Origin of the sequence: Agrobacterium sp. rho-8.1, assembly GCF_033957725.1 — a bacterium.
Taxonomy (GTDB): Bacteria; Pseudomonadota; Alphaproteobacteria; order Rhizobiales; family Rhizobiaceae; genus Agrobacterium.
The window spans coordinates 1,522,951-1,548,624 of the sequence record NZ_CP192788.1 but is presented as its reverse complement, the minus strand read 5'-3'; the positions used below and the strand labels follow the sequence as shown (position 1 = coordinate 1,548,624).

24 protein-coding genes are annotated in these 25,674 nt (G+C 56.1%); 16 read left to right on the top strand and 8 right to left on the bottom strand.

Translation table 11 applies throughout. The features are described 5' to 3' along the window. The first annotated feature begins 579 nt into the window (after positions 1-579). The 3 genes from RMR21_RS07785 to RMR21_RS07775 all read left to right on the top strand — a co-directional run bounded on the left by RMR21_RS07785 (position 580) and on the right by RMR21_RS07775 (position 3,780). Complete coding sequence (locus RMR21_RS07785) at positions 580-1,209, top strand: LysE family translocator (RefSeq protein ID WP_498667320.1); 630 nt, start codon at positions 580-582, stop codon at positions 1,207-1,209. Positions 1,210-1,251: 42 nt separating this feature from the next. Further along, positions 1,252-2,130 carry an EamA family transporter gene (locus RMR21_RS07780; protein ID WP_498667319.1) on the top strand — a complete coding sequence of 293 codons (879 nt, stop codon included), beginning with the start codon at positions 1,252-1,254 and terminating at the stop codon, positions 2,128-2,130. A gap of 129 nt (positions 2,131-2,259) precedes the next feature. Continuing rightward, on the top strand, positions 2,260-3,780 hold the full coding sequence (locus RMR21_RS07775) for a helicase HerA domain-containing protein (protein WP_498667318.1): 1,521 nt from the start codon (positions 2,260-2,262) through the stop codon (positions 3,778-3,780). A 37-nt stretch (positions 3,781-3,817) separates the two neighbouring features. Here the strand turns inward: RMR21_RS07775 and RMR21_RS07770 are convergent, their stop codons facing one another. Continuing rightward, positions 3,818-4,801 carry a TerC family protein gene (locus tag RMR21_RS07770; protein WP_498667316.1) on the bottom strand — a complete coding sequence of 328 codons (984 nt, stop codon included), beginning with the start codon at positions 4,799-4,801 and terminating at the stop codon, positions 3,818-3,820. Between the two features lie 442 nt (positions 4,802-5,243). Between RMR21_RS07770 and rpsD the strand changes: the two genes are divergently transcribed. After that, positions 5,244-5,861: a 30S ribosomal protein S4 gene (gene rpsD, locus RMR21_RS07765; RefSeq protein WP_498667314.1), complete on the top strand. Its 618-nt coding sequence runs from the start codon at positions 5,244-5,246 to the stop codon at positions 5,859-5,861. Positions 5,862-5,925: 64 nt separating this feature from the next. Here rpsD and RMR21_RS07760 read toward each other — a convergent pair whose 3' ends face one another. Then, positions 5,926-6,627 (bottom strand): HAD family hydrolase, encoded by a 702-nt coding sequence (locus RMR21_RS07760; protein ID WP_498667313.1) that lies wholly within the window; start codon positions 6,625-6,627, stop codon positions 5,926-5,928. Positions 6,628-6,824: 197 nt separating this feature from the next. Between RMR21_RS07760 and rpiA the strand changes: the two genes are divergently transcribed. The 4 genes from rpiA (at position 6,825) to RMR21_RS07740 (ending at position 11,257) form a co-directional block, all read left to right on the top strand. Further along, a complete protein-coding gene (gene rpiA, locus RMR21_RS07755) occupies positions 6,825-7,523 on the top strand; it encodes a ribose-5-phosphate isomerase RpiA (protein WP_498667312.1) in 699 nt (232 codons plus the stop codon). A 17-nt stretch (positions 7,524-7,540) separates the two neighbouring features. Beyond that, a complete protein-coding gene (locus RMR21_RS07750) occupies positions 7,541-8,146 on the top strand; it encodes a DUF2059 domain-containing protein (RefSeq protein ID WP_498667311.1) in 606 nt (201 codons plus the stop codon). Between the two features lie 129 nt (positions 8,147-8,275). After that, a complete protein-coding gene (gene gor, locus RMR21_RS07745; protein ID WP_498667310.1) occupies positions 8,276-9,664 on the top strand; it encodes a glutathione-disulfide reductase in 1,389 nt (462 codons plus the stop codon). Between the two features lie 216 nt (positions 9,665-9,880). Then, complete coding sequence (locus RMR21_RS07740; protein WP_498667308.1) at positions 9,881-11,257, top strand: class II 3-deoxy-7-phosphoheptulonate synthase; 1,377 nt, start codon at positions 9,881-9,883, stop codon at positions 11,255-11,257. A 64-nt stretch (positions 11,258-11,321) separates the two neighbouring features. On the opposite strand, the gene RMR21_RS07735 is transcribed toward RMR21_RS07740, so the two are convergent. From RMR21_RS07735 to RMR21_RS07710, 6 genes are all read right to left on the bottom strand, one after another. Continuing rightward, on the bottom strand, positions 11,322-13,055 hold the full coding sequence (locus RMR21_RS07735; protein ID WP_498667307.1) for a TadG family pilus assembly protein: 1,734 nt from the start codon (positions 13,053-13,055) through the stop codon (positions 11,322-11,324). Position 13,056: 1 nt separating this feature from the next. Continuing rightward, the gene (locus tag RMR21_RS07730; RefSeq protein ID WP_498667306.1) at positions 13,057-13,479 is read right to left on the bottom strand and encodes a TadE/TadG family type IV pilus assembly protein; all 423 of its coding nucleotides are present in this window, start codon (positions 13,477-13,479) and stop codon (positions 13,057-13,059) included. Between the two features lie 159 nt (positions 13,480-13,638). Beyond that, positions 13,639-14,442 carry a RadC family protein gene (gene radC / locus RMR21_RS07725; RefSeq protein ID WP_498670111.1) on the bottom strand — a complete coding sequence of 268 codons (804 nt, stop codon included), beginning with the start codon at positions 14,440-14,442 and terminating at the stop codon, positions 13,639-13,641. An 82-nt stretch (positions 14,443-14,524) separates the two neighbouring features. Continuing rightward, complete coding sequence (map, locus tag RMR21_RS07720; RefSeq protein WP_498667305.1) at positions 14,525-15,355, bottom strand: type I methionyl aminopeptidase; 831 nt, start codon at positions 15,353-15,355, stop codon at positions 14,525-14,527. 31 nt (positions 15,356-15,386) lie between these two features. Further along, positions 15,387-16,106: a DNA/RNA nuclease SfsA gene (gene sfsA / locus RMR21_RS07715; protein WP_498667304.1), complete on the bottom strand. Its 720-nt coding sequence runs from the start codon at positions 16,104-16,106 to the stop codon at positions 15,387-15,389. Positions 16,107-16,132: 26 nt separating this feature from the next. Continuing rightward, complete coding sequence (locus RMR21_RS07710; protein ID WP_498667303.1) at positions 16,133-17,977, bottom strand: PHA/PHB synthase family protein; 1,845 nt, start codon at positions 17,975-17,977, stop codon at positions 16,133-16,135. A gap of 128 nt (positions 17,978-18,105) precedes the next feature. On the opposite strand from RMR21_RS07710, the gene RMR21_RS07705 reads away from it, so the two are divergent. From RMR21_RS07705 to RMR21_RS07670, 8 genes are all read left to right on the top strand, one after another. Further along, positions 18,106-18,507: a hypothetical protein gene (locus tag RMR21_RS07705; protein ID WP_498667301.1), complete on the top strand. Its 402-nt coding sequence runs from the start codon at positions 18,106-18,108 to the stop codon at positions 18,505-18,507. Positions 18,508-18,978: 471 nt separating this feature from the next. Next, a complete protein-coding gene (locus tag RMR21_RS07700; RefSeq protein WP_103088466.1) occupies positions 18,979-19,263 on the top strand; it encodes an acyl carrier protein in 285 nt (94 codons plus the stop codon). A 265-nt stretch (positions 19,264-19,528) separates the two neighbouring features. Beyond that, entirely contained in the window at positions 19,529-20,008 is a 480-nt protein-coding gene (locus RMR21_RS07695; RefSeq protein ID WP_498667299.1) for a 3-hydroxyacyl-ACP dehydratase FabZ family protein, read from the top strand. Positions 20,009-20,180: 172 nt separating this feature from the next. Continuing rightward, positions 20,181-21,377 (top strand): beta-ketoacyl-ACP synthase, encoded by a 1,197-nt coding sequence (locus RMR21_RS07690; RefSeq protein ID WP_498667298.1) that lies wholly within the window; start codon positions 20,181-20,183, stop codon positions 21,375-21,377. 12 nt (positions 21,378-21,389) lie between these two features. Beyond that, positions 21,390-22,676 carry a beta-ketoacyl-ACP synthase gene (locus RMR21_RS07685; RefSeq protein ID WP_498667297.1) on the top strand — a complete coding sequence of 429 codons (1,287 nt, stop codon included), beginning with the start codon at positions 21,390-21,392 and terminating at the stop codon, positions 22,674-22,676. A 51-nt stretch (positions 22,677-22,727) separates the two neighbouring features. After that, positions 22,728-23,756, top strand: coding sequence for a zinc-binding dehydrogenase (locus tag RMR21_RS07680; RefSeq protein ID WP_498667296.1), 1,029 nt, complete (start codon positions 22,728-22,730; stop codon positions 23,754-23,756). Between the two features lie 11 nt (positions 23,757-23,767). After that, the gene (locus tag RMR21_RS07675) at positions 23,768-24,697 is read left to right on the top strand and encodes a lipid A biosynthesis lauroyl acyltransferase (RefSeq protein WP_498670110.1); all 930 of its coding nucleotides are present in this window, start codon (positions 23,768-23,770) and stop codon (positions 24,695-24,697) included. Positions 24,698-24,938: 241 nt separating this feature from the next. Next, on the top strand, positions 24,939-25,631 hold the full coding sequence (locus RMR21_RS07670) for a hypothetical protein (RefSeq protein WP_498670059.1): 693 nt from the start codon (positions 24,939-24,941) through the stop codon (positions 25,629-25,631). Positions 25,632-25,674: the final 43 nt, after the last annotated feature.

Genomic DNA, 25,674 nt, shown 5'->3' with positions numbered 1-25,674 from the left:
CGCCATCTTACCGATAAGGTCCGTTTAACCGGCCCTTTCTCTGCCCGTAGGCATTTCTCAAACTAAACTCGTAGCAAAGCGATCGTGTCGTTGCATATCTGCACGTCGTTCGTTCTGCACGTCTTTTCCATCACGAAAGGACCTGGCCGCTCGATTGCGCCAGGACGGATTTCCTATGCCCAATGAACAATCTATACGTGTAAACGAAGTTTCGAAAGCTGTTGACGATCTCTTCCTGCATTTTGGTGTCTGGACGACAGTCAAAGCCATGGTTTTCGTTGCCTGGCAGCATAGGCATGCCAGACTGCATGTCTCGCATCTATCGGACCACCTGCGGCGTGACATTGGTCTGCCTGTCAACAAGCCGTTGTTGGGCAAGCCTCTGATACCCCCTTGGCATCCTCGCTTTTGAAACTATCGCCTCCTCTGCAGTCACGCTGCTGGGGAGGCTTTCAGTTGATGGGTCTGAGATTGAATGTGCGCGCCACTAGACCCGAGTGTTCTTGTGGGTTGGGCTCATGGCTTGACATATTTGCAGCCTGCTGGCTCGCTTCATTATCATCAATAGGGGATATCATCATGCCGATTGAGAACTGGCTGGCCTTCGTGGCCGCATCTGCCGTTATGCTTGCCATTCCCGGGCCGACGATCCTGCTCGTCATTTCCTATGCGCTAGGCCATGGGCGTGAGGCGAGATCTGCGACGGTGGCTGGCGTGGCGTTGGGTGATTTCACCGCGATGACGGCTTCCATGTTGGGTTTGGGTGCACTGCTTGCGACATCCGCTGCGCTGTTTACCGTCCTGAAATGGGTGGGCGCGGCTTACTTGATCTATCTCGGCATCAGGCTTTGGTGTGCGCCGGTCATGGGGCAGGGGGTGGACGCCGCCGCGGCCAAGGAAAAGCCGCTGCGGATTTTTCTGCATACCTATATCGTCACGGCCTTGAACCCAAAGAGCATCATATTCTTCGTGGCTTTCCTGCCTCAGTTTCTCACGCCATCGTTGCCATTCTGGCCGCAGGTCATGATTTTCGAAGTGACGTTCCTTGTGCTTGCCACCTGCAACGCGGCGCTTTATGGACTGTTGGCAAGTGCTGCCCGCAACACCATCCGCAAGCCCAATATTCAGCGCACCGTCAACCGTGCAGGCGGAAGCCTGCTGATCGGGGCGGGGCTGTTGACCGCCGGTTGGAAGCGCGCTGCCGGTTAAATACGCCGCTTTCATCATGCGGCAGCCGATTGGATAAACTGAATGGCCGTGCCGCATATCTTTCTCGCCCTCATCACGGTGTTTTTGTGGGGCTTCAACTTCGTTGTCATCAAGGTCGGCGTCATGGATTTGCCGCCCTTGTTTCTGACGGCACTGCGGTACCTGTTTGCGGCGGTTCCACTGGTGTTCTTTCTGCCGCGCCCAAAGGTGCCGTGGGAGCATATGGTTGTCTATGGAATGGTCATGGGCTGCGCACAGTTCGGGTTGCTCTACACTGCCATCAAATGGGGGCTGCCCGCCGGTCTGGCGTCGCTGGTCATGCAATCGCAAGCGTTCTTCACCATGGCGCTCGCCGTTACGCTGCTGGGTGAAGTTCCTTTAAAATCGCACATTGCGGGTGCCACCGTCGCGTTCAGCGGTCTGGCCGTTATCGGGTCAGAACGTCTGAACCTCACCGCCATGGTGCCGCTGCTCATGTGCGTTGGTGCTGCCTTCAGCTGGGCGATCGGCAATATCGTCAATCGCAAGGTTGGAAGGGTGAATGCCATCTCGTTTGTCGCCTGGACAAGCCTCGTGCCCGTCTTGCCGCTTGTCGTCCTGTCACTCGTGCTGGAAGGACCGCAGGCTATTTCGGCAGGTCTTGCGTCTGCCGATATGATGACGGTTCTTGTTGTCGTCTACATGGCCTATGGCGCGACCATTGTCGGGACTGGCATCTGGAGTTTTCTGCTTTTGCGTTATCCCGCAGGCACTGTTGCGCCGTTTTCGTTACTCGTTCCCATCGTTGGCTTCCTCGGTGCGTATTTCGCCTTTGCGGAAGAAATCACCGTGCTGGAGATCGTCGGCAGCGCACTCGTGGTCGTAGGGCTTGCTCTGAACGTGTTCGGTCGCCGCCTGTCGTTCGGGCGAGTTACCTCCTGACCCCACGATATTCTCTGTGCATTGTCGTTGACGCCGCGGGGCATTTGCTGATTTTCTTGATAAAGAAGATGCTCGCGGTCGTTTCGACGAATCAGCGTTCATCCAATCGCAGTGCAGGGAATTTTTAAATTGCAGGTCGGCATCGACATGGGAACCCTATCGGGCGGGCAAGCGGCCAAGCTCGATATTGAGGAATTGCTTGCGACTCGTTTGCTGGTGCAGGGCAATTCCGGTTCCGGAAAATCGCATCTCCTGCGCAGACTGCTGGAGCAATCCGCGCCCTGGGTACAGCAGGTCATTATCGATCCGGAAGGCGACTTCGTCACGTTGGCCGACAAGTTCGGCCATGTGGTGGTGGACGGCGAGCGCACCGAGGGTGAACTGTCCGGCATTGCCAACCGCATTCGTCAGCACCGAGTCTCGTGCGTCTTGACGCTGGAGGGTCTCGACGTCGAGCAGCAGATGCGTGCGGCCGCTGCTTTTCTCAACGGTCTGTTCGATGCTGACCGCGAGTTCTGGTATCCGGTTCTGGTGGTGGTTGACGAAGCGCAGATGTTTGCGCCCTCCGTTGCGGGCGAGGTGACGGAAGACGCGCGCAAGATGTCGCTGGGCGCGATGACGAACCTGATGTGCCGTGGCCGAAAGCGCGGTCTGGCGGGCGTCATTGCCACGCAGCGTCTCGCCAAGCTTGCCAAGAACGTTGCGGCTGAGGCCTCCAACTTCCTGATGGGCCGCACCTTTCTCGATATCGATATGGCGCGTGCTGCCGATCTTCTCGGCATGGATCGTCGTCAGGCGGAAATGTTCCGCGATCTTCAGCGCGGCAATTTCGTAGCGCTGGGTCCTGCGCTTTCGCGACGCCCTCTGCCGATCATCATTGGCGCGGTCGAGACATCAGCGCGGTCTTCTTCGCCAAAGCTCATGCCGCTGCCCGATTCGCCGCAGGATGTCGAAGACCTGATCTTCACGCCCGATCCGGAAGAATTTTCAAGAACACCAATGAGGCGCACGCCGCCCGCGCCACGACCAACCACAGATATTCTGGCGGAGCTTTCGCGCTCGACGCCTGCGATTGGCGGGCCGGAGCCTCAGCAACCCGCCCAGCGCGGCAGCCAGCCGGAAATGTCATCGGAAGAACGGAGTGACAAGATTTCCGCCGTTCTCTCCGAAATCATGGACGATCCGCAATCGGCCTATCGGACGGACGCCGTTCTCTACCAGGAGTTTCTGGTTCGCGCCCGCATGCGACGCATTCCCGGTACACCCATGGCGCTTTCCGAATTCCGCCGCCAGGTTGCTATCACGCGGTCAGGTGTGGACGTGGAAATGGCCGCGACCGAGAATTGGGAAAAGGCGCTGGACCTTTCGAAAAACGTCTCGGACGATTTACAGGGTGTTTTCCTGCTTCTGGTCAAGGCGGCCCTCAAGGAAGAGCCTTGTCCTTCCGACGCCCGCATCGCTCGTGCTTATGGCACGCATTCGGCGCGCCGCGCCCGCATGCTGCTTGGCTATTTCGAGGAGAAAGAACTCGTCGTTGTACACGCGGATTTTTCGGGCAAGCGCATCGTTGCCTTCCCCGACCTCGACGCGAAAACCGCGCCCGGAGATGCGGACGCGGCTGAGGACATCGTCAAGTTTGCGGCTGAGTAATGCATGAAGGCGGCTTTCGCCGCCTTCACACCAAGCCTTATTCGATGGCCTTCTTTTCGTTGCGTGTCGCAAACAGCGAGCCGACAACACCGGTCACTAGGATGGCGACGGTCACGCCCAGAGAGACGGCAGGCGGGATTTTCGCAATGCCCAGCATATCCGGCAGGAAGATCTTGGAGCCGACGAAGACCAGAACCGCGGCCAGCGCATATTTCAGATACGCAAAGCGATGGATCAGGGCAGCCAGCGCGAAGTAGAGTGCACGCAGGCCAAGGATCGCGAAGATGTTCGACGTGTAGACGATGAACGGGTCTGTCGTGATCGCGAAGATCGCCGGGATCGAATCGACCGCAAAGATCAGGTCGGCAATTTCGACCATGATTAGCGCGAGAAACAATGGCGTTACGAAGGTCTTGAGCTTACCGGTCTTTTCATCGACTTCCTTGACGAGGAATTTCTCACCGTGCAGAGCATTCGTCACCGGCAAGTGTCGGCGCAGGAATTTCAAAATCTTGTTGTTGCCGATGTCGTTTTCATCGTGATCCGACGAGAACAGCATCTTGAGGCCGGTAAAGACCAGAAACGCTGCGAAGATATAGAGAACCCAGTTGAAGTTTTCGACAATCGCCGCACCAGCAGCAATCATGATGCCGCGCAGAACGATTACGCCGAGAATACCCCACAGCAGCACACGGTGCTGATATTGGCGGGGAATGGCGAAGTAGGAGAAGATCATGGCAATGATGAAGATGTTATCCATCGCCAGGCTTTTTTCGACCACGAAGCCGGTGACGTATTCCATCGCCGATTGCTGGCCGGACTGGTACCAGATCCAGCCGCCGAAGGCCAAGCCGATACCGATATAGAAAGTGGACATCAGCATGCTTTCGCGAATGCCGATCTCCTTGGAGTTCTTATGCAGGACACCCAGATCGAGCGCGAGCAAACCTAGGACGAGAGAAATGAAGACGGCCCACATCCATGCGGGCGTGCCGAGAAAATCAGTGAGGAGCAATTCCATCAGTCAACCTTTGGCCGGACGAGGTTGGCTTTTCGGATGGGGAACGTGTGACAGACATAGACGTGGCCCCAACCTTAAGAGACTCGACATCGCGTAATGTCCGGTAATACGCCAGAGGGGCCCGAGTCCTGATCACGACCGAGAAATAATGTGGCGAAATCCTGTTTCAAGGGGATCGCCGAACTTTTTTCTCGTTGACAATTTTATGAAGGCCACCTAGAAGCCGCACAACACCGGGCAGCAATGCTCGGTGTATTCTGTTGATCGCCCTGCAGCTTACAAGTTGTCGTTCGGCAGTCAACATCACCGACATGTCCCGTGGATTCTCCATTCGCAAATGTGAGAAACCTGTCAGAGGTCCTAAAACGGGACTTCAGAGGAGGGCGTGTTTCCTTGATCCGGTTTGGCAACAAACCGGTGTAACATTCTGAAAGGAAATACGATGAGCAAGCGCGAATCGTCTAAGTATAAAATTGACCGCCGCATGGGCGAAAATATCTGGGGTCGTCCTAAGTCTCCAGTAAACCGTCGCGAATACGGCCCCGGCCAGCACGGTCAGCGCCGCAAGGGCAAGATGAGCGACTTCGGCACGCAGCTGCGCGCCAAGCAGAAGCTCAAGGGCTACTACGGTGAAGTTCGTGAAAAGCAGTTCCGCGCAACTTACGACGAAGCCAACCGTCGCAAGGGTGACACATCCGAGAACCTGATCGGTCTGCTCGAGTCCCGTCTGGACGCGATCGTATACCGCGCAAAGTTCGTTCCGACCGTTTTCGCCGCTCGCCAGTTCGTCAACCATGGCCACGTCACGGTTAACGGCGTTCGCGTCAACATCGGTTCTTACCGTTGCAAACCAGGCGACGTTATTGAAGTTCGTCAGAAGTCCAAGCAGCTCGTGATCGTTCTCGAAGCCGTTGCGCTCGCAGAACGTGACGTTCCTGACTATGTCGAAGTTGATCACAACAAGATGGTCGCGACATTCGTTCGCGTTCCTGCTCTTGCCGACGTTCCATACGCCGTCGTCATGGAACCACACCTCGTGGTCGAATTCTACTCGCGTTAATCAATGCGTTTCGAAAATCGAAAAAGCCGCCTTTCGGGGCGGCTTTTTTGTTTGTGCTGTTGTTTTAAGCCGCCGCCGCGCGCTTTGCGATCAGTCGTTCGATCAGGGCTGCATCCAGCTTATCGTAGCTATCGATCACCATGTCTGGCCCGAGCTCGGCCATGGGTACATCCGTGTAGCCGAAAGTGACGCCGACCGAGGGTATATCGGCGTTCTTGGCGGATGCGATGTCATTAAAGCTGTCGCCCACCATCACGCTTTTAGCCGGGTCACCACCCGCTATTTCGATGGTTCCGGTGATGTGGCGCGCGTCGGGTTTGCGCCACTCGAAGGTATCGCCACAGGTGGTGGCTACGAAGTGGTGGCTGAGGCCGAGTTTTTCCAGCAGCGGAATCGCAAGGGCTGTCGTCTTGTTGGTGCAGACAGCCAATGTGAAGCCGGCATTCGTTAATCTGTCGAGGGCTGAAACGATGCCGGGGTAGGGGACGCTTTGTCCGGGCATATTCTCGAGGTAATAGGTTAGGAAGCGCTCGTATAGCGGCTCCAGATCGTCGTCGAAAAGCTCTTTGTCGCGCAGGGCAAAGGCCCGCTTGATCATGACGCGCGCGCCATGGCCGACGAGGTGTTGGAGATCGCCATAGGTCGTGGGCGCAAGGCCAGCGGCTGCTATGGCGTAGTTCAGGCTGTCGATAAGGTCGTGGGCGGTATCGACCAATGTTCCGTCGAGATCGAATATGACGAGGGGAGAAGTCAAGGCATGCCTCATGATGTGCTGTGTATCGTTCCGCCAAGGCTAAGCATTGCCATGGGCATTTGCAATGAAACCTTTGAATCGTCGCGTCTAGCCCTTCCAAGGGGCTTTCGTTTGCTATTCGACCCGTGTAAACAGCACGCCAGCGTGAGGCTATGCACAGCAGAACCCATACGTGGATCGATTGGTATAGACCCGGAGTTTGCAGCCGAATGGATGCCCGCCAAATGAAGATCAAGGCCGCAGAAGCGGCGTTGTCCCATGTCGAGGATGGAATGCGTCTTGGCATTGGTACCGGCTCAACGGCAGAGGAATTCGTCAGGCTTCTGGCTGAAAAAGTGTCCAATGGCCTGAAGGTGCAGGGCGTTCCGACATCCGAGCGCACGGCGCGTTTGTGCGTGGAGCTTGGTGTTCCCCTGAAGTCGCTGGACGAACTTCCGGAACTGGATTTGACCATCGACGGTGCTGACGAGGTCGATCACAACTTGCGTCTCATCAAGGGCGGTGGCGGTGCTTTGCTGCGCGAAAAAATCGTTGCGGCTGCCTCGTCTCGCGTCATTGTGATTGCCGATCAGAGCAAGGTCGTGGACACGCTTGGCGCGTTTCCATTGCCCATCGAAATCAACATTTTTGGTCAGGTTTCGACTTGTATCGCTATCGAGAAAGTGGCTTCAAAGCTTGGCCTTACGGGCGATTTGAAGCTGCGGTCTCTGGAGGATGGCCCCTTCAAAACAGACGGTGGTCACCTCATTTTCGACGCATCTTTTGGCCGTATTCCTGATGCAGAAGCACTGGCACGCGAGCTGAACGCCATACCAGGTGTTGTCGAGCACGGACTTTTCATTAATCTGGCATCGCTTGCCATTATCGCCGGGCCGGATGGCGCCCGCGTCATGCAGGCGAACATATAACAGGAGCGAGAGATTTCATGATCAAACTTGCGGGACTGGGCAAAGCTGCCGCTGCTTCTATCCTCATTTCCGGCATCGTGTTCGGCACCGCCGTTCGTTCACAGGAAATTTCCGAGGAGCACATCACCGCTGCAAAGCAGGCGATTGCATCATTGGGTGTCACTGACCGTTTCGACAACATTCTGCCAGGTCTTGCGGAGCGTTTGAAGACCGAACTCATTCAGGCATCTCCCAATGTTCAGGACGCCATCAGCGAGACCGTCGATGCCAAGGCCCTGGAACTTGCACCCCGCCGTGCCGACCTGGAACGTGAAGCCGCACTGACATACGCGCGCGCTTTTTCGCTTGAGGAATTGAAGGCGATTGCTGCATTCTACGGTAGCGAGACGGGTAAGAAACTGTTGAAGGATGGACCGATTGCCACGCGTGAACTGATGAAGGCTGCAGATATCTGGGCTGCAGGTATCAACCGCGATCTCAACACGTCGAGCATGGCAGAGCTTCAGAAGGTTGCGGGTGCAGACCTTCAGCCACTTCCGGCCAACAATTCCAACACCGGTGGTGCACCCGGCGCAACGGCCGCGCCTGCGAATGCGGCGCCCGCCGCCAAGCCAAAGCCCTGAATTCTTCAGCAAGCTTTCAGAAATATTCAAAGCCCGGCGTTCACTCCGGGCTTTTCTTTTATGGGGCGCGCCACCTATATGACTGCATCAGGGATGGCAGCGATCATCCTTCCTATCAGAGGCTTTCCCATGACATCTTTCGATTATGATCTTTTCGTTATCGGTGGCGGTTCCGGCGGCGTGCGCAGCGCCCGCGTTGCTGCATCGCTGGGCAAGCGAGTTGGCATTGCCGAGGAGTATCGCTATGGCGGGACGTGCGTCATCCGGGGCTGCGTACCGAAGAAGCTGTTTGTCTATGCATCGCAATATCGAGAGCATTTCGAAGATGCTGCAGGCTTCGGCTGGACGGTGGGTGAAAGCCGTTTCGACTGGAAGAAGCTGATTGCCGCAAAAGACAAGGAAATCGAGCGTCTGGAAGGCCTGTACCGAAAGGGGCTCGAGAACGCCAAGGCCGATATTTTCGACAGCCGCGCTGAGTTGGTCGATGCGCATACGGTCAAGTTGACGAAGACTGGCCAGACCGTGACCGCAGAGCGCATCGTGATTGCCGTGGGTGGCACGCCCAATCCACACACGTCTTTGCCCGGTCATGAATTGACCATTTCGTCTAATGAAGCTTTCCATCTTGAGGCTTTGCCCAAAGCCATTCTGATTGCGGGGGGCGGGTACATCGCTGTCGAGTTCGCCAATATCTTCCATGGCCTCGGTGTCGAGACGACGCTGATCTATCGCGGCAAGGAAATCCTGTCACGTTTCGACAACGACATGCGCGCCGGACTGCATGCGGCCATGGTCGAGAAGGGGATTCGCATCATTCTGGAAGACGTGATCCAGGACGTCAGCAAGAACGAGGCAGGTGGTCTCGTTGCGCGCACCAAGCAGGGCCATTCGCTTGACGTCGGAGAGGTGATGCTGGCGCTTGGGCGCGATCCAAACACGCAAGGCCTGGGCCTCGAAAACGCTGGTGTCGCGCTCAACGAGCGGGGTGCGATCATCGTCGATGAGTATTCACGGACCAATGTGCCAAGCATTTTCGCCTTGGGTGACGTTACCGACCGGGTACAGCTGACGCCGGTGGCGATCCACGAGGCTATGTGCTTCATTGAAACCGAGTTCAAGAACAACCCGACAAAGCCGGATCATCACCTCATTGCAACAGCTGTTTTCTCTCAGCCGGAAATCGGTACGGTCGGTCTGTCCGAGGAGGAGGCCGCATCTGAGTTCAGCGAAATCGAGGTCTATCGCGCCCAGTTCCGCCCGATGAAGGCGACGCTGTCCGGCCGCTCCGAAAAGACGATCATGAAGCTCATCGTCAATTCGGCTGACCGCAAGGTGGTTGGTGCTCATATTCTGGGTCACGACGCGGGCGAGATGGCTCAGCTTTTGGGAATCACGCTTAAGGCTGGATGCACGAAGGATGACTTCGACGCCACGATGGCTGTTCACCCGACGGCCTCTGAAGAGCTTGTGACGATGTACGCGCCAAGCTATCGGGTCAAGAACGGCGAGCGAGTGTAAACCCCGTAAGACGGAGACCAATGACCGGGGCCTGATTATAGGCTCAAAATTTAAATCGGTTGAAATTGGTTTTCTTCGCCATATTGCCCCAAAAGCTGATGAAAGGCCGCGCTCCTGAAAGGATCGGCTTTGCAAAGACCATGCTTGAAGCTATAAGCCGCGCAACTTTCGAGATCGCTACATCAGTTGATGTTAGCGCAACACCAGGTGAGTATCATGGCACAAAATTGGACACCCGGTAGCTGGAGACACAAACCTATCCAGCAGGTTCCTGAATACCCGAACGCGTCGGCGGTAGCGGCAACGGAAGCGACGCTTGCGACCTATCCGCCGCTGGTGTTTGCCGGTGAAGCACGCCGCCTGAAAAAGCAGCTTGCCAGTGTTGCCGATGGCGAGGCATTTTTGCTTCAGGGTGGTGATTGCGCGGAGAGCTTTCTGGAACATGGCGCCGACAACATTCGCGACTTTTTCCGCGCGTTCCTGCAAATGGCCGTTGTTCTGACCTATGGTGCGCAGCTTCCTGTCGTGAAAGTCGGGCGCATTGCCGGTCAGTTCGCCAAGCCGCGTTCGTCCAACATCGAGACGCAGGATGGCATCAACCTGCCGTCCTACCGCGGTGACATTATCAATGGTATCGAGTTCAACGAAGCTTCGCGCATTCCCAACCCGGATCGTCAACTGGATGCTTACCGCCAGTCAGCCGCAACACTGAATCTGTTGCGGGCGTTCGCCATGGGTGGCTATGCCAACCTCGAAAACGTGCACCAGTGGATGCTCGGCTTCGTAAAAGATAGCCCTCAGGCGGACCGTTACCGCAAGCTGGCCAATCGTATTTCGGAAACCATGGACTTCATGAAGGCCATCGGCATCACGGCCGACAACCAGCCCAGCCTGCGCGAGACGGATTTTTTCACCAGCCATGAAGCACTGCTGCTGGGCTATGAAGAAGCGCTGACCCGCATCGACTCGACGTCTGGCGATTGGTACGCCACATCCGGCCATATGCTGTGGATCGGTGACCGTACACGCCAGCTGGACCATGCCCATGTGGAATATTTCCGCGGCATCAAGAACCCGATCGGTTTGAAGTGTGGTCCATCCTTGCAGCCCGACAATCTGATTGAGCTGATCGATGCGCTGAACCCGTCCAACGAAGCCGGCCGTCTGACACTGATCTGCCGTTTTGGCCACGACAAGGTTGCCGACAGCCTGCCGAAGCTTATCCGCGCCGTGGAAAAGGAAGGCCGCAAGGTCGTGTGGTCGTGCGATCCGATGCATGGCAACACGATCACGCTCAACCACTACAAGACACGTCCTTTCGAGCGCATTCTGTCGGAGGTCGAAAGCTTCTTCCAGATCCACCGCGCCGAAGGCACGCATCCGGGCGGCATTCACATCGAGATGACTGGCAAGGACGTGACGGAATGTACAGGTGGTGCGCGCACTGTGACAGCGGATTCTCTGTCTGACCGCTATCACACCCATTGCGACCCGCGCCTCAACGCCGATCAGGCGCTGGAGCTGGCGTTCCTTCTGTCCGAGCGCATGAAGAGTGGCCGTGACGAAAAGCGTCTTGCCGTTGTCAACGGCTGATTTTCTGACGATACATGACAAAGCCGCCGGAGCGATCCGGCGGCTTTTTGTTTGGGGCCATGTCTTACTGGACGAGTGCGGGATGCATGCAGCGCACGTCTGTTACCCGCACATCCGCTTCGCCGATCTTGATGCCGAGCAGCATAAGGGTGTTGTAAAGCAGACTGTCTATGGGAGCTGTCGCGACGGAAAGCGTTTCTGCAAGCGCAGCCTGGAGTGGCGCGGGCGAACCGAGGTTGAGGAAGAGGACGCCGATATCCAGATCCAGATTGGTCAGCAGTGATTTGACCAGCGATGTCGTGATGTCTTTGGTGGAGACGGTTTTGACCGTGCCTTGCGTTATATCGGATTGCTGAAAGGTTAGCTTGGTTTTCGTCAGATTGGCGGTGTTGATGTGGGCCATGCCGCTGATCCTGACGAGACCCAGCGCTTCCACGAGCGTCGCTTTCGTCACGCGTGGATCTTTGCCGAAATTGTTGAACGCGCTGGTATCGACGTCGCCAAGCGCAATCTCGACGATGCCGGGAACCACTTCCACATCCACTGCGCCGGTACCATTTGTGTTGCAGCGAATGTCTGAAAGCTTGGCTTCCGCATTCGCAACTTCCACATAAATCGGTACGCGAATACTGGTATTCAGTAGTGCCTTCAATCCATCGACTTTCGTTTCGATGGAAAGTCGTGTCTGCGCAGTGCGAACAATGGTGCCGGGTGTGCCAACCGCGAGTGACGGGGTGCCAACCGGTGGTTCACCGATGGCAAGCGTTATCTTTGTTGAGGCAAGTCCCGGAACGGAAATACCGGCATCCACGGCGATTTGCTTTCCGCCATTGGCAGCCGTGGCGGCTGCAGAAATGATATCGAAGATGCCAACTTCTACGTTGAGATTTTCGTTCGCGCCGATTTGCTTGTCCAGAATGGGACCGAGTGCGACGATCTGGCCAAGACGCAGTTTGACGTTGGTTTTTGTCACCGTCTTTTCCAGCGTCTTCAGCGCTGCCGTGACAGTCGGCTTGACGCCGGTTGCCTTGGTCAGCGCGGTGAGGAATTTGCCATAGGTGATTTCGGTTTGGAGGACGTCCTTGTACGTGCCAGCCGTGAGGTTGAGATCAACCGCCAAGGCATCGGCAATATCAAGAAGATTGACGTCGGCTGCGATCAGCGCCTGATAATCCATCAGGCTCAAGGAAATTTTGGTTCCAAGCAAGCTGCCCAGTAGATTGTTCAGCAAACCGTCGTTGATGCTTGCAAGCCGTGACCCTACGGAGAATGCCGCAACCCTTTGTGCCGCTGCCGTTCCCACCGCAGAAAGTGTCGGCGGGGTCGTGAATGTTCCGGCAAAGAAGATGCGGCCTTTTTCAACGATGTTGACCTTCACCGCGTTGACAGGTGTGGCGTTCTCCACGAAGCGTTGACCCACCGTCAAGCTTGTATCCGGCACATAGCGGCCCTTGATGATTTCGGCATATCCATCGCGGCTGGAGAAGACAGTTTCAGGATTGAACGGTGTCGTGCCGGTCTCGGTCAGTATGCCGGACGCGGTTTTTACGCCAATGTTCTTGTTGTTGAGCTGGAAATACTGGAACACGGCGCGGTCTGCATTGGTTGCGGACGCTGCCGAGATGGCCGCAAGGTCCGCGGTTTGCTGCAACTGGCGCTTTTGTAGCGTCAGCGACCCGTAGTCCACGCCTAGCGCCAGGACGCCCATCATCAACGGTGCGGTAATGCCTGCCATGATTGCGACATTGCCTGAACGGTTTTTGGCGAAACGCTTGAGTGTTGAAGTGGTTTTGCGCATGTCAGATCCCCCCGATCCGAATGGTCGAAAATCGTCGAATGGTCTTGTCCGGAAGCGCGAATGTGTAGAGGCTCCAGATCGGCAGATCGGTCGCGTCATATTCGACAGTGACCGTGAACTGGTTGACGTTTGCCGGATCGCTGCCGACGCTGACATTGACGCGGGTCTTATCCAGAAAGGCGTAATTCAGGGCGCTTTGATCGACGAAGTTTTTCGCCAGCGTTTCCCGCTCGATTTTGGTGATGCCCGCCACTGCGGTACGCGCTGCATCTGCGGCAACCTGCTGCACCGCATAGGCTGCGCTGAGGTATATGCCGTAGGCGATCATGGTCAACAGAACGAGAATGAAGACAGGTGCCACAATGGCAAACTCGACTGCTGCCGAGCCGGAACGATTGCGGATTATTCTTGCCATAGCCATCATGGCGCTCCCCGACCCGAAAATCTTTATTTTTGAAAATGCTAATTTAGATATATTGATTTTTTATTAATCGGAAAATTTATGGTTGTGTCGTTTCTGGAAAAATGGAGTTTAACGCGTATTTTTCTTGAGAAATGTCAGCGTTTTTCGTTGGTGGCGTGTTCAGATCAACCTCAAGCCCTTGAAACTGACATGACCATCCTTGCCGATGATGATGTGATCGTGGACGGCAATGCCAAGTGGTTTGGCAGTATCGATAATCGTTTTTGTCATATCAATATCGGCGCGGGACGGGGTCGGGTCGCCACTTGGGTGATTGTGGACGAGGATGATGGCGGTGGAGGAGAGTTCCAGTGCGCGTCGCACGATCTCGCGCGGATAGACAGGTGTGTGGTCTACCGTGCCATGACCTTGTACCTCGTCTGCGATCAGCACGTTGCGTTTGTCGAGGAAAAGAATGCGGAATTGTTCGCGCGATTCATGCGCCATGACAGCGTGGCAATAGTCGATGACGGCAGACCATGACCCAAGAACTTGCTTGTTGCGGATTTCACTTTTCAGCATGCGTTGGGACACCGAGGCGACGAGCTTGAGGTCGAGCGCCACCGTCTCGCCAACACCCTTTACCTCCTGAAGCAGCGAGGACGGTGCACCAAGCACACCGGCGAGCGTGCCAAACCTGGCAATCAACGCCTTGGCGATCGGTTTGGTGTCCCTGCGCGGTATCAAACGAAACAGAAACAGCTCCAGCAACTCGTAGTCTGCCAAGGCCGAATCGCCATTTTCCCGATATTTGGCGCGCAGACGCTCCCGGTGACCGTGGTAATGGGCAGCGTCGCTTTCGGATGCCAATGGCTGATGCGACCTGATCTCTTTGCCCGTTCCCGACCTCGAATCGGTAAAAAATCCGCGCTCATCGCCCGCATCCGAAAAGCCGGTCGACGTGTCTTCAGTGCCGCGTTCCAGATTGGACGTTACGTCTTTGTTGGAAGGTCGTTTGGCCATCAGGCATGTCTTTCGGTTTCGGTTGGATGCTTTCAGTCAACCTTTACAGCGGTGGCAAGCCAGGACGGTGAAGCCCCCCTGGCGACAGGGTGAAAACTTCGCACCCGGTTGCCGTTACGCCCACCGCATGTTCATATTGTGCGGACAGCGAACGATCGCGGGTGACAGCCGTCCAGCCATCGGAGAGGACCTTCACATGCGGCTTGCCGAGATTGATCATCGGCTCAATGGTGAAGATCATGCCTTCGCGCATTTCGGGGCCATCGGTTTCCTTGCCGTAGTGGAGAATGTTGGGCGTGTCGTGGAAGAGCCGTCCCACGCCATGCCCGCAGAAATCAGTAACCACAGAGCATCGCTCGGCTTCTGCATAAGCCTGAATGGCAGCGCCGATGGCGCCGGTGCGCGCGCCGGGTCTAACGGCAGCAATGCCGCGCATCAGGCACTCATAGGTCACTTCCAGAAGACGTTCGGAAGCGCGCTTGATCTGGCCGACAGGATACATGCGGCTGGAATCTCCGTACCAGCCATCCAGGATATAGGTGACGTCGATGTTGACGATATCACCTTCACGCAGCGGCTTGTCGTCTGGAATGCCGTGGCAGACCACGTGGTTGATCGATGTGCAGACGGATTTGGTGTAACCGCGATAGTTCAGCGTCGCGGGCAGGGCGTTGTTGTCCATGCCGAACTCGAACACGAAACGGTCGATGGCGCTGGTGGTAACGCCTGGCTTGACGATGCTCGCCAACTCATCGAGGCAACGCGCCGTCAACTGGCTTGCCTTGTGCATGCCCTTGAAGTCTTCGGCATTGTACAGCCGGATGACGCCCGTGTTCTTGGAAGGGGCCGCTGACGCATCGATGTAAGTAACCATTGTCCTGCTTTCCGTCTTTTAATGCTTCGTTTCATAAAGCAGCGGGGTGCCAGTCGTCTATTGCAACCATCTCGTTTGCAACGATTTCCCGTGACGAGACGCTACATTTTATGGCGTAAGCCTCTACACCACGCTTCATGGCACGGTGGAAGGCGGCGAAATAGACCGGATCGAGATCACCACAGAGGCGAAGCTGGTCGCAATCGTTGCGCTGGATAAGGTAGAGCATCACCGCGCGGTAGCCGTTTTGCGCTGCATCGCCCAGTTCCTCCAGATGTTTTGCGCCGCGTTTGGTGGCGGTATCGGGAAATTCTGCTAGGCCTTTCTGGCGCATGAAGTGCACGTTCTTCACTTCCACATAGGCATCCGGTCGCCCCGGTGCCGATAGCAGGAAGTCGATACGGGAGTTGATGCCGTATTTCTGCTCGCGCCTGATTGTTGTATAGCCGGCTAATGATGGAATGAGATTGTGTCGAATCGCTTCTTCAGCAAGCCTGTTGGGCATCCCGGTGTTGATGCCGACGATAGTGTCATCGGCTTCCACCATTTCCAGCATGTGGCGATATTTGCGGGTAGGGCTGTCGTGCTCGGACAGCCAGATGCGTGAACCCGGCGTCGTCAGTCCGCGCATGGAGCCCGTATTGGGGCAGGAGCCGGTAATTTCGGTTCCGTCTTCCAACACGGCGTCGAAGAGGAAGCGCTTGTAACGGGAGATGAGCGTGGCGGGGATGAGCGGAGAATCAAAGATCATGGTGCAGTGTCGTACCCGCAATCCGCTTATTCAAGCACATAGGTTCCGGGCGCATCGCAAAGCGGCTCCATTTTTTCGCCGGGAACACGGGCAGCCACTTTTCGCTTGTCCTCACCCTTGATCCAGCTTTGCCAATGCGGCCACCACGATCCGTTTTGCACGGTAGCCGACTTTTGCCATTGCTCGAAGTCACCATCCGGTGATGCGCCTGTCCAATATTCGTATTTGTCCATCTCAGGTGGATTAACGACACCTGCGATATGACCGGAGGCGCTGAGCACGAATTCCACCGGGCCACCGAAACACGCAGCGCCCGTAAAGACGGACTTGGCGGGCGCGATGTGGTCTTCGCGGGTGGCCAGATCGTAGACCGGGATTTCGATGTCTTTCAAATTGACCACCTTGCCCGCGACCTGCATACGACCTTCGGCGAGATTGTTTTCCAGATAACAGTTGCGGAGGTAAAACGAATGGTTTGAGGCCGCAACGCGGGTCGAATCAGAGTTCCAGTACAGCAGATCGAAGGGCGGCGGCTGGGCACCCCGCAGATAATTATCCACCACGTAGGGCCAGATCAGATCGGATGCGCGAAGCATATTGAAGACGCTCGCCATGATCGCGCCGTCGAGGTAACCGACCGCCTTCATATGGGCGTCGAGTGTGGCCAGTTGCTGCTCGTCTACGAAGACCTTCAGATCGCCCGCATGGGTAAAATCCGTTTGTGCGGCCAGTAGCGTCGCCGAGCGGATACGTTTGTTTTTCTCCTGCGCATGCAGTGCCAGCGTGGAGGAAAGCAGCGTTCCACCGATGCAATATCCGACAGCATTGATCTGTTTCTCACCGGTTGCCTTTTCAATGGTATCAAGCGCGAAATCTATGCCTTCACGCGTGTAGTGGTCCCAGCCCTTGGTGGCATGGCGCGCATCGGGGTTAACCCAGGAGATCACGAATACGCTGTGGCCTTGATCGACGCACCATTTGACGAAGGATTTCCGGGCGTTCAGATCCAGGATGTAGAACTTGTTGATCCACGGAGGGATGATCAGTAGCGGTCGTTTCAGCACCTTTTCGGTGGACGGCGCATATTGAATGACTTCGCACAGGTCGCTGCGGGCGATGACCTTGCCGGGGGTGACGGCGATATTCTGACCGATGACGAATTTGCTGTAATCGGTCTGGCGCAATTTGATGTTGCCGTTACCCGCCGCCATGTCTTCGGCAAGCTGGGCCATGCCCTTGACCAGATTGGCACCGCTGGTGGCCACTGTTTCGCGAAAGACCTGCGGGTTCGTGAAAGCGAAATTGGCCGGCGAAATCGCTTCCGTTACCTGCCGCATGTAAAACCGCGCTTTCTGGCGCGTTTTTTCATCCAGTCCTTCTGCTTCCGTCACCATGCGGTCTGCCCAACTGACAGTGACGAAATAGACCTTCTGCAGGGCATCGAAAAACGGATTTGCCTGCCAGTCCTCGTCGGCAAAGCGCTTGTGCTTGCGCTTGTTGTCGGACTGTATCCCAGCGTCCGTGGATTCGCTGGAAAATTGCGAAACTGACTTCTGCCAAATGTCGAAATAGCTTGATAGAAGATGCGTCTGCGCTTCGATCGAGCGGTTCGGCTCTGCCATCCAGTATTCGGCAACATCGGAAAGTGTCTGGATCAGATCGCTCATAGGGCTGGCGGTCGTCTGCGGAATGTCACCACGTTCCCGTGGTGCCAGCCATTCGGATGCTGCCTTGCCGAGATTTTCCAAGGCTTTCGCCACGTTCACGGCAAAGGCCTGTGGGTCGCGCACCATGTAAGCGTCTGCTGATTTGGGATCGAAGCCACGGGGCTTCTCCTCCTCGTCGTTCACGCCGCCATCAGTGCCTGCCATCCATTGTCCTCTCGCGCATTTTTGTGTTTGCACATTCTGCATGAAAACGAATACAAGTTCCAGCGACAGAGGCGCTCAGCATACGGCGTTCAGAGATCGAGTAATACGGCTACAGGCGGGATATTGGAATGGGCAAACGTATGGAATGCGTAAGAGCGGCAACGATCCTGTCGGTTTGCGGCATCCTCTTGCCGCTGCTCGGCGCCTGCAAACCACTGGCGCCAGTTCTTTCGCCAGCGAACATGCCGCACCCCAAACCGCAGGTGGTCGGCCCACAGACAGTGGATGCGTCTCCCATGGCGCAAAAGCGCGACACCGGCATCTATCCGACGTTTGCAAAGCCAATGACCGCCGCCCTGCCGCAGATGGAAAATACCGAAGCCGATTCCATGCAAGCCTCCATGACCAAACTGGGCGCTGCCCGCAGTCGGGGGCAGATTTCCGAGTCGGAATACAAGCGTAAGGTCGCTGAACTTCGGGCATTGCAGCAGCAGCAACAGCCGACTTCGACACCGGCTGCTTCGCAATAATCGTCTGGTTAACGCTTGGTAGCCAGCTTGGCCGCCATTTTATGTGTTCGAGATACAATCAGCTAACCGCTTTCCTTAAGCGGAAAGATGCAAAACCGCGATATGATCCGGCTTAGGGACAACAACGTCCGTTAAGCGCCGGAGAGCGTGAGATGAAGTGCTTTTTTGTTTGTGTGATTTTTGCAGCTGCGCTGTTCAACCCTGCTCAGGCAAAAGCCCCGACGGTGACGATCAGCCATACCGGACACGCCCGCTGATCACCGGTATCGAACCATCGCATTGGACGACCGCGTGCGTGCTCCCGTCATCGATACAACACGGTGTGATGTAACGTTTGAACGTTGGATCAGGCATTCCGTTGCTGTTTCGGCAACACTTTGCTTTGAAAATTCAATGATCTTCCAGGAGACCATTGGCTTTTTTGCCCAACTTGCCTATGTGGTGCGTCATACATAGGACACACGAAGGATTATGGGCGTGACAGCTACATTCGACAAGGTTGCAGACATTATCGCTGATACCAGCGAGATCGATCGCGAAACCATTACGCCGGAAAGCCACACGATCGACGATCTCGGCATCGACAGCCTCGACTTCCTGGATATCGTTTTCGCGATCGACAAGGAATTCGGTATCAAGATCCCGCTCGAGCAGTGGACGCAGGAAGTCAACGAAGGCAAGGTTTCGACCGAGGAATACTTCGTTCTGAAGAACCTCTGTGCGAAGATTGACGAGTTGAAAGCAGCCAAGGGCTGATTTGATAGGCTCGCTTACGTGCGTGCCTAGCAGCCGATGAGGCCCACCAAACCCTCCGTTATGCTCGGGCTTGTCCCGAGCATCTGCACCGGATCCGCTTGTTGCGGCCTGATTGGATCCTCGGGAGAACCCCGAGGATGACGGAGAGGGCGGCACGGCGTTGTTTCCAATGTCCGCCCGCCGGTGAGGCGGGCTTCTGCTTTTTGGCTGTGCTGTAAAGCAATCCCAAACTCATCCGCATTCTCGAACTTCTTATGGGCAAAACATGCTTCTCGAATATTTCCAGATGGTCGACCGCATCGAGTCCATCGACAGGTCGGCGCGGATTTTGAAGGCGCGTTCGGTCGTGCCTGACCAGAGCCCGGTGTTCGAGGGTCATTTTCCTGGCATGCCGCTGGTGCCTGGTGTTCTTCTCATCGAGACCATGGCACAAGCGTCGGGCATGCTCGTTCTGGCGATGACCGATTTTGCGGCCATGCCGTTCCTGATGACGGTCGATGGCGCGAAGATGCGCACCTTCGTGGAGCCGAACGCTGTCCTCGATATCGAAGCCTATCTAGAGCATGATGGTTCGGGCTTTGCCGTGACCAAGGCTAAAATCACCTCCGCTGGCAAAAAAGTCTGCGATGCGCAGTTGAAGCTGCGCACCATGCCGTTTAGCGACATTCCGCTAGGACCGATCGTCAAGAAGCGCGCTGAAGAGATTGGCCTGATGGCCGCCATAGCAGCCGATCAATCAGTTTGAGCTGTCTTTTCTGACATTTAAAAGATGAAAATCCATGCAATGCGTTGGCTCTTTGGGCCTTCGCCATTGCAAAGCCGCATCCTGAGCATTATTCCGCATGGCACGCGCGGTTTTTACCGCTTTGATAGCTGGCCTGTTTTGCTCTACGACCGGCAGCGATGAAGGATGACAGATGATGAAGTCTGACAATGATGTGGTAATTACCGGTGTCGGTATCGTGACCTGTCATGGTGTCGGTATCGACGCTCATATTGCGCTGCTGTCCGCAAGCGCTGCGCCTGACGCGATTATCGAAACGGAAAAATTCGCGCCGTATCCTATCCATCCGCTTCCGGAGATCGACTGGTCGAGCCAGATCGGGCGTAAGGACCAGCGTCAGATGGAAAACTGGCAGCGCCTCGGTGTCTTCGCTGCGGGTCTTGCTCTGGACGACGCAGGTCTGAAAGACGACGCGGAAGCCTGTGGAACCATGGACATGATCGTGGCCGCTGGTGGCGGCGAGCGTGACATCAATGTGGATACATTGATTGTGGACGAAGGGTTGAAGCGTAACGACCGCGAAGTGATGCTCAACGAAAAGCTGACGACCGAATTGCGGCCGACGCTGTTTCTGGCGCAGCTTTCCAACCTGATGGCTGGCAACATTTCCATTGTCCACAAGGTGACGGGATCATCGCGGACATTCATGGGTGAGGAAGCGGCTGGTATTTCTGCGGTGGAGACAGCGTTTCACCGCATCCGCTCCGGTGAATCGAGCCATGCGCTTGTCGGTGGTGCCTTTGCTGCGGAACGTCCCGATATGACGCTGCTGTTCGAGGCCATCGGTGCACATGCGCAAGGTGAATGGCAGCCGCTATGGTCACGCGCTGACGGTGAAGGCGGTGGCATGATCACGGGCTCGGTCGGCGCGTTCCTCGTTCTCGAATCACGCAAGCGCGCAGAAGCACGCGGCGCTAAGGTCTATGCGCGTATCGACGGCATCGAAGGTGATCGCGGTGCGCGTGAAGACGGCAAGTTCGAGCAGAGACTGGAGCGGCTTCTTGCGTCAGCGACCGACGCAGCTGACACCGTCGTCTTTTCCGGTGCAAGCGGTCACGATGCCATAACGGATCGCGAAGCCGCTGTTCTTCAAAAGGCGCTGCCCAATGCCGCCGTTCGTGGTTTTGGTGGTGTCACCGGCCATGGACTTGAGGCGCAGTTCCCGCTGGGGCTGGCGCTTGCTGCTCTTGCCCTCAAGGCTGATGCGAAGGTTCCGGCTTTTGATGGTTCAATTGAAAAGCCGATGACATCTGCCGCAGCACAGGCTGTGGTGACGACAGTTGGCCATGTTCGCGGCGAAGGCGTTGCCGTGCTTTCCAAAGATGTGTGAGGAGTAGACACCATGGCATCCAGCAGTTTCAGGGATCACCTCGGTCGTCCCATCGTCGCCGTTACAGGCATGGGCATTCTCACCTCGTTGGGCCAAGGGCTTGATGACAACTGGGCGGCGCTGACTTCCGGCAAGTCGGGCATTCACAAGATCACCCGTTTCCCCACCGACAATCTTTCCACCAGGATTTGCGGCACAGTCGATTTCATCGAGATACCCAAGCCCAATTCTGTCGAACGTTCCTTTGCCTTTGCGCGCGAAACCACCATCGAAGCGCTGGCGCAGGCTGGTCTTTCGGGTGATTTCAACGGCCCGCTGTTTCTGGCAGCACCGCCCATCGAACCGGAATGGAGCGCCCGTTTTGAACTCGGCGACCGGTCGCCGCCTGCGACAAAGCCCGGCGATGCCTATGACCGCTTTATGGCAGCGTTGCGTGAAAGGCCAGATCCGGCGTTTCAGGAAGCAGCTCTCTTTGGTGCGATCTCGGAGCGCCTCGCAGACCTTTTCGGAACGCGCGGACTTCCTGTTACTCTGTCCACGGCCTGCGCCTCCGGTGCCACTGCCATTCAGCTTGGCGTCGAAGCCATCCGCCAGGGGCGTACGGACCGCGCGCTCACTGTTGCAACGGATGGTTCGGTCAGCGCCGAGGCGCTGATCCGCTTCTCGCTGCTATCAGCGCTTTCCACGCAGAACGACCCACCGGAAAAAGCATCCAAGCCGTTCAGCAAGGATCGCGATGGTTTCGTGATTGCCGAAGGTGCCGCAACACTGGTGCTGGAATCACTTGAGACTGCTGTTGCTCGCGGCGCAAAGATTCTCGGCATCATCAAGGGTGCTGGCGAAAAGGCTGACAGCTTTCACCGGACACGCTCTTCGCCAGATGGCGGTCCTGCGATCGCGAGCATTCGTGCGGCGCTCGCGGATGCGGGCGTAGCCGAAGGCGATATCAACTACATCAATGCGCACGGCACATCGACGCCTGAGAACGACAAGATGGAATATGGTTCCATGCTTGCGGTGTTCGGCGAAGGGTTGAAGTCCATCCCTGTTTCTTCCAACAAGTCGATGATCGGTCACACATTGACAGCCGCAGGTGCCGTGGAAGCGGTGTTCTCGTTGCAAACCATGCTGACCGGTACCGTTCCACCGACCATCAACTACACCAACCCTGATCCGACGATTGCGCTGGACGTGGTGCCGAATGTTAAGCGCGATGCGGATGTCACCGCCGTGCTTTCCAATTCCTTCGGTTTCGGCGGCCAGAACGCAAGCCTTGTCATGACGCGGGAACCGGCTTAAGCGGTTCACCACACCAAAATCTATCGCGCCTTCGGGCGAAGGACTTTTACTATGCGCGCTTTGCAACTCGTTGATGATCGTAAGCTTGAAAGAGTGGAACTGCCAGAGCCTGAGGCACCAGCCCCCGGCGAAGTCACACTCCGGGTCAAGGCTGTGGCGTTGAACCACATCGATGTCTGGGGCTGGCGTGGCATGGCATTTGCCAAGCGCAAGATGCCTTTGACCATCGGCGCGGAAGCTTCTGGTGTCGTCGAAGCCATCGGTCCTGGCGTCTCGAACGTGCTGCCGGGTCAACTCGTGTCCATTTATGGCGCGCGCACCTGCGGGCGATGTCACCATTGCGTGGCTGGTCGCGACAATCTCTGCGAAAACGTGGGTGGTGTTCACGGCTTCCATCTGGATGGTTTTGCGCAGGAAAAGATCAATATTCCCGCACGTCAGCTCGTTCTCGCACCGCCCGGCATTGACGCGGTCGCGGCGGCTCTTGCGCCTGTGACCTTCGGCACCGTCGAGCATATGCTGTTCGACAACGCCAAGCTTCAGCCGGGTGAAACGATCCTCATTCATGCGGGTGGTTCTGGCATCGGCTCGGCTGCCATTCAGCTTGCCAAGAAAATGGGATGCATTGTCATCACCACGGTCGGTTCCGATGACAAGATCGAGCGCGCCAAGGCATTGGGTGCAGATCACGTCATCAACTACCGCATCGACCGTTTTGAAGGCGTCGTTCGCAAGCTGACGAAGAAGAAGGGCGTCGATGTCGTTTTCGAACATGTCGGAAAAGACACCTGGGCGGGTTCTATGTTCTGCCTGAAGCGCGGTGGACGCCTTGTAACCTGCGGCTCCACATCGGGCGTTTCGGCTGAAATCAATCTGATGATGCTGTTCCAGCAGCAGCTGAAGTTGCTCGGTTCATTCGGTTGTCGCATGGAAAACATGGCGAATGCCATGCAGAAAATGGCGAGGGGCCTTGTGCATCCGGTCATCGATACCGAAGTAACCTTCGATACTATCGAGATGGCGCTGGAGCGGATGGAAAGCCGTCAGGTCTTCGGCAAAATCGTCCTACGGATGGATTGATCCTTTTGAAAATGTTGATTACGCGCGTCGTGCTGGCGCTCGAAAACTTTCGCCAGTGGCTGAATGCGACGATCGCGTTCAGCGTGCTGAACCTTTTGAAGCTCTTGCCGGCCGATCCGGCCATCCGGTTTGCAGATAAGCTTGCCCGCAAGATCGGTCCTAAAACGCCTCGTCACAAGCTGATGCTCTACAATCTGGCACGTGCCTACCCAGAGAAAACCCAAGAGGAACATCTGGAGATCGCATTGGATAGCTGGGGCAATATGGGCCGGTTGGCGGCTGAATACGTCTTTCTGGACAGGTTGTTCGATTTCGATCCGACGAAAAGTGAACCAGGTCGTGTCGAGGTTATCGGAACGGAGACGTTTCTGGAACTTCGTGACCACCCGCGACCGTTCATCGTGTTCACGGCACATACCGGTAATTTCGAGCTTTTACCCGTAGCGGGATCTGCTTACGGTCTGGATGTGACGGTGTTGTTTCGTCCGCCGAACAATCCTTACGTTGCCAAGCGCATTTTCGATTTCCGCAAGGAGCGTATGGGCAATCTCGTGCCATCTCATGCCGGATCTTCCTTTGCGCTTGCACGCCAGTTGGAAAAGGGCGGTGGCATCGGCGTTTTGGTGGATCAGAAGTTCAAAAAAGGCCTGCCGACGCAATTCTTCGGTCATGACGTGCTGACCAACCCGTTGCTGGCAAAGCTTGTGCGCCAATTTGGTTGCGATGTATTTCCGGCCCGTTGCATCCGGTTGCCGGACAATCGATACCGTCTGGAAATCGAGCCCAAGGTCGAAATTCCACACGACGAGAAGGGCAATGTCGATGTGCGTGCGACTGCTCAGTTGCTCAATGACAAGGTGGAGAGTTGGGTGCGTGAATATCCCGGTCAATGGCTGTGGTATCATGATCGCTGGCACATCAAAGGCACTCTTAAAGAGTAGATTTCGGGTGTTGTTTGCATTCCCGGCGATTATCGCCTCAGGATTGTGAATGTATATTGTTCTTCACAATTTATGGGATTTGTTAAAGACCTTCTGCGTGTGTTATTTTGTCGCCAGTTTGCGTGGGTAGACTGTTCCAAGTCACGTCACTCCAGGATGACATCATGATGTGGACTACGCCGCTGGGCCTGAGAGTATTTGAACGTGCGAGTGCCGAACAGTCATCCGGGAGGGGTTTGAGTTGAAAGCGTTGATTGACTTGTTCTGGCAACGATACACGGAGCTTAAGGGCGCCATCGAGCGCAATGAAGCCCAAAAAGTGCTGTTCCTAGACCGCGAACTCGATTCGCTATTGGAAAATATCACCAGCAAAAAGACGAAGAACTCAACCCAGGTTCTCGAACAGTTTCGCTTCGCGATTGATCTTTTGAACGCCGAGGCCGAGGACACCGGATGCGTCCAGCGCAATTCGGAGTTGCTCCGTCGTCTGGTCGATCGATATATCGGCGCTGGTTTGCCCTATGATGGTGTGACACCAGACGGAGAGTCGGCAAGCTGGAGTCCATATGTCATTTTGGACGAGGACCGGTTGGACGATCTCAATGAGCGGGTTTTCGTTGTATCTCCTGGTTACCGCATTAATTACACCAATGCCGTCAATGCGCTCTGCTACGATGTAAAAACCGACGATATGGTTGGCAAGCACATCGCGGAATTCATCGGCATTCGACATTTTCAGCAGGCTCTGCGCGAAAAGCTCGATGCTTGCTTTAAAGGGGAAGCTGCGAAATACACGTATGCAGAAGACATCGAAGGCTCCACGGTGGTGCGCTCTTACGAGATGTCTCCGTGCTATTCGCCGTCCTACAAGCTGGTCGGCGCAATTATCGTCGTCAAGGAACTGGCTGACCGTAGGACTCGAGCGGTCGCATGATACAAATCGCTATGTCTTTTGACATAGCTATTTGGCCCTAAAA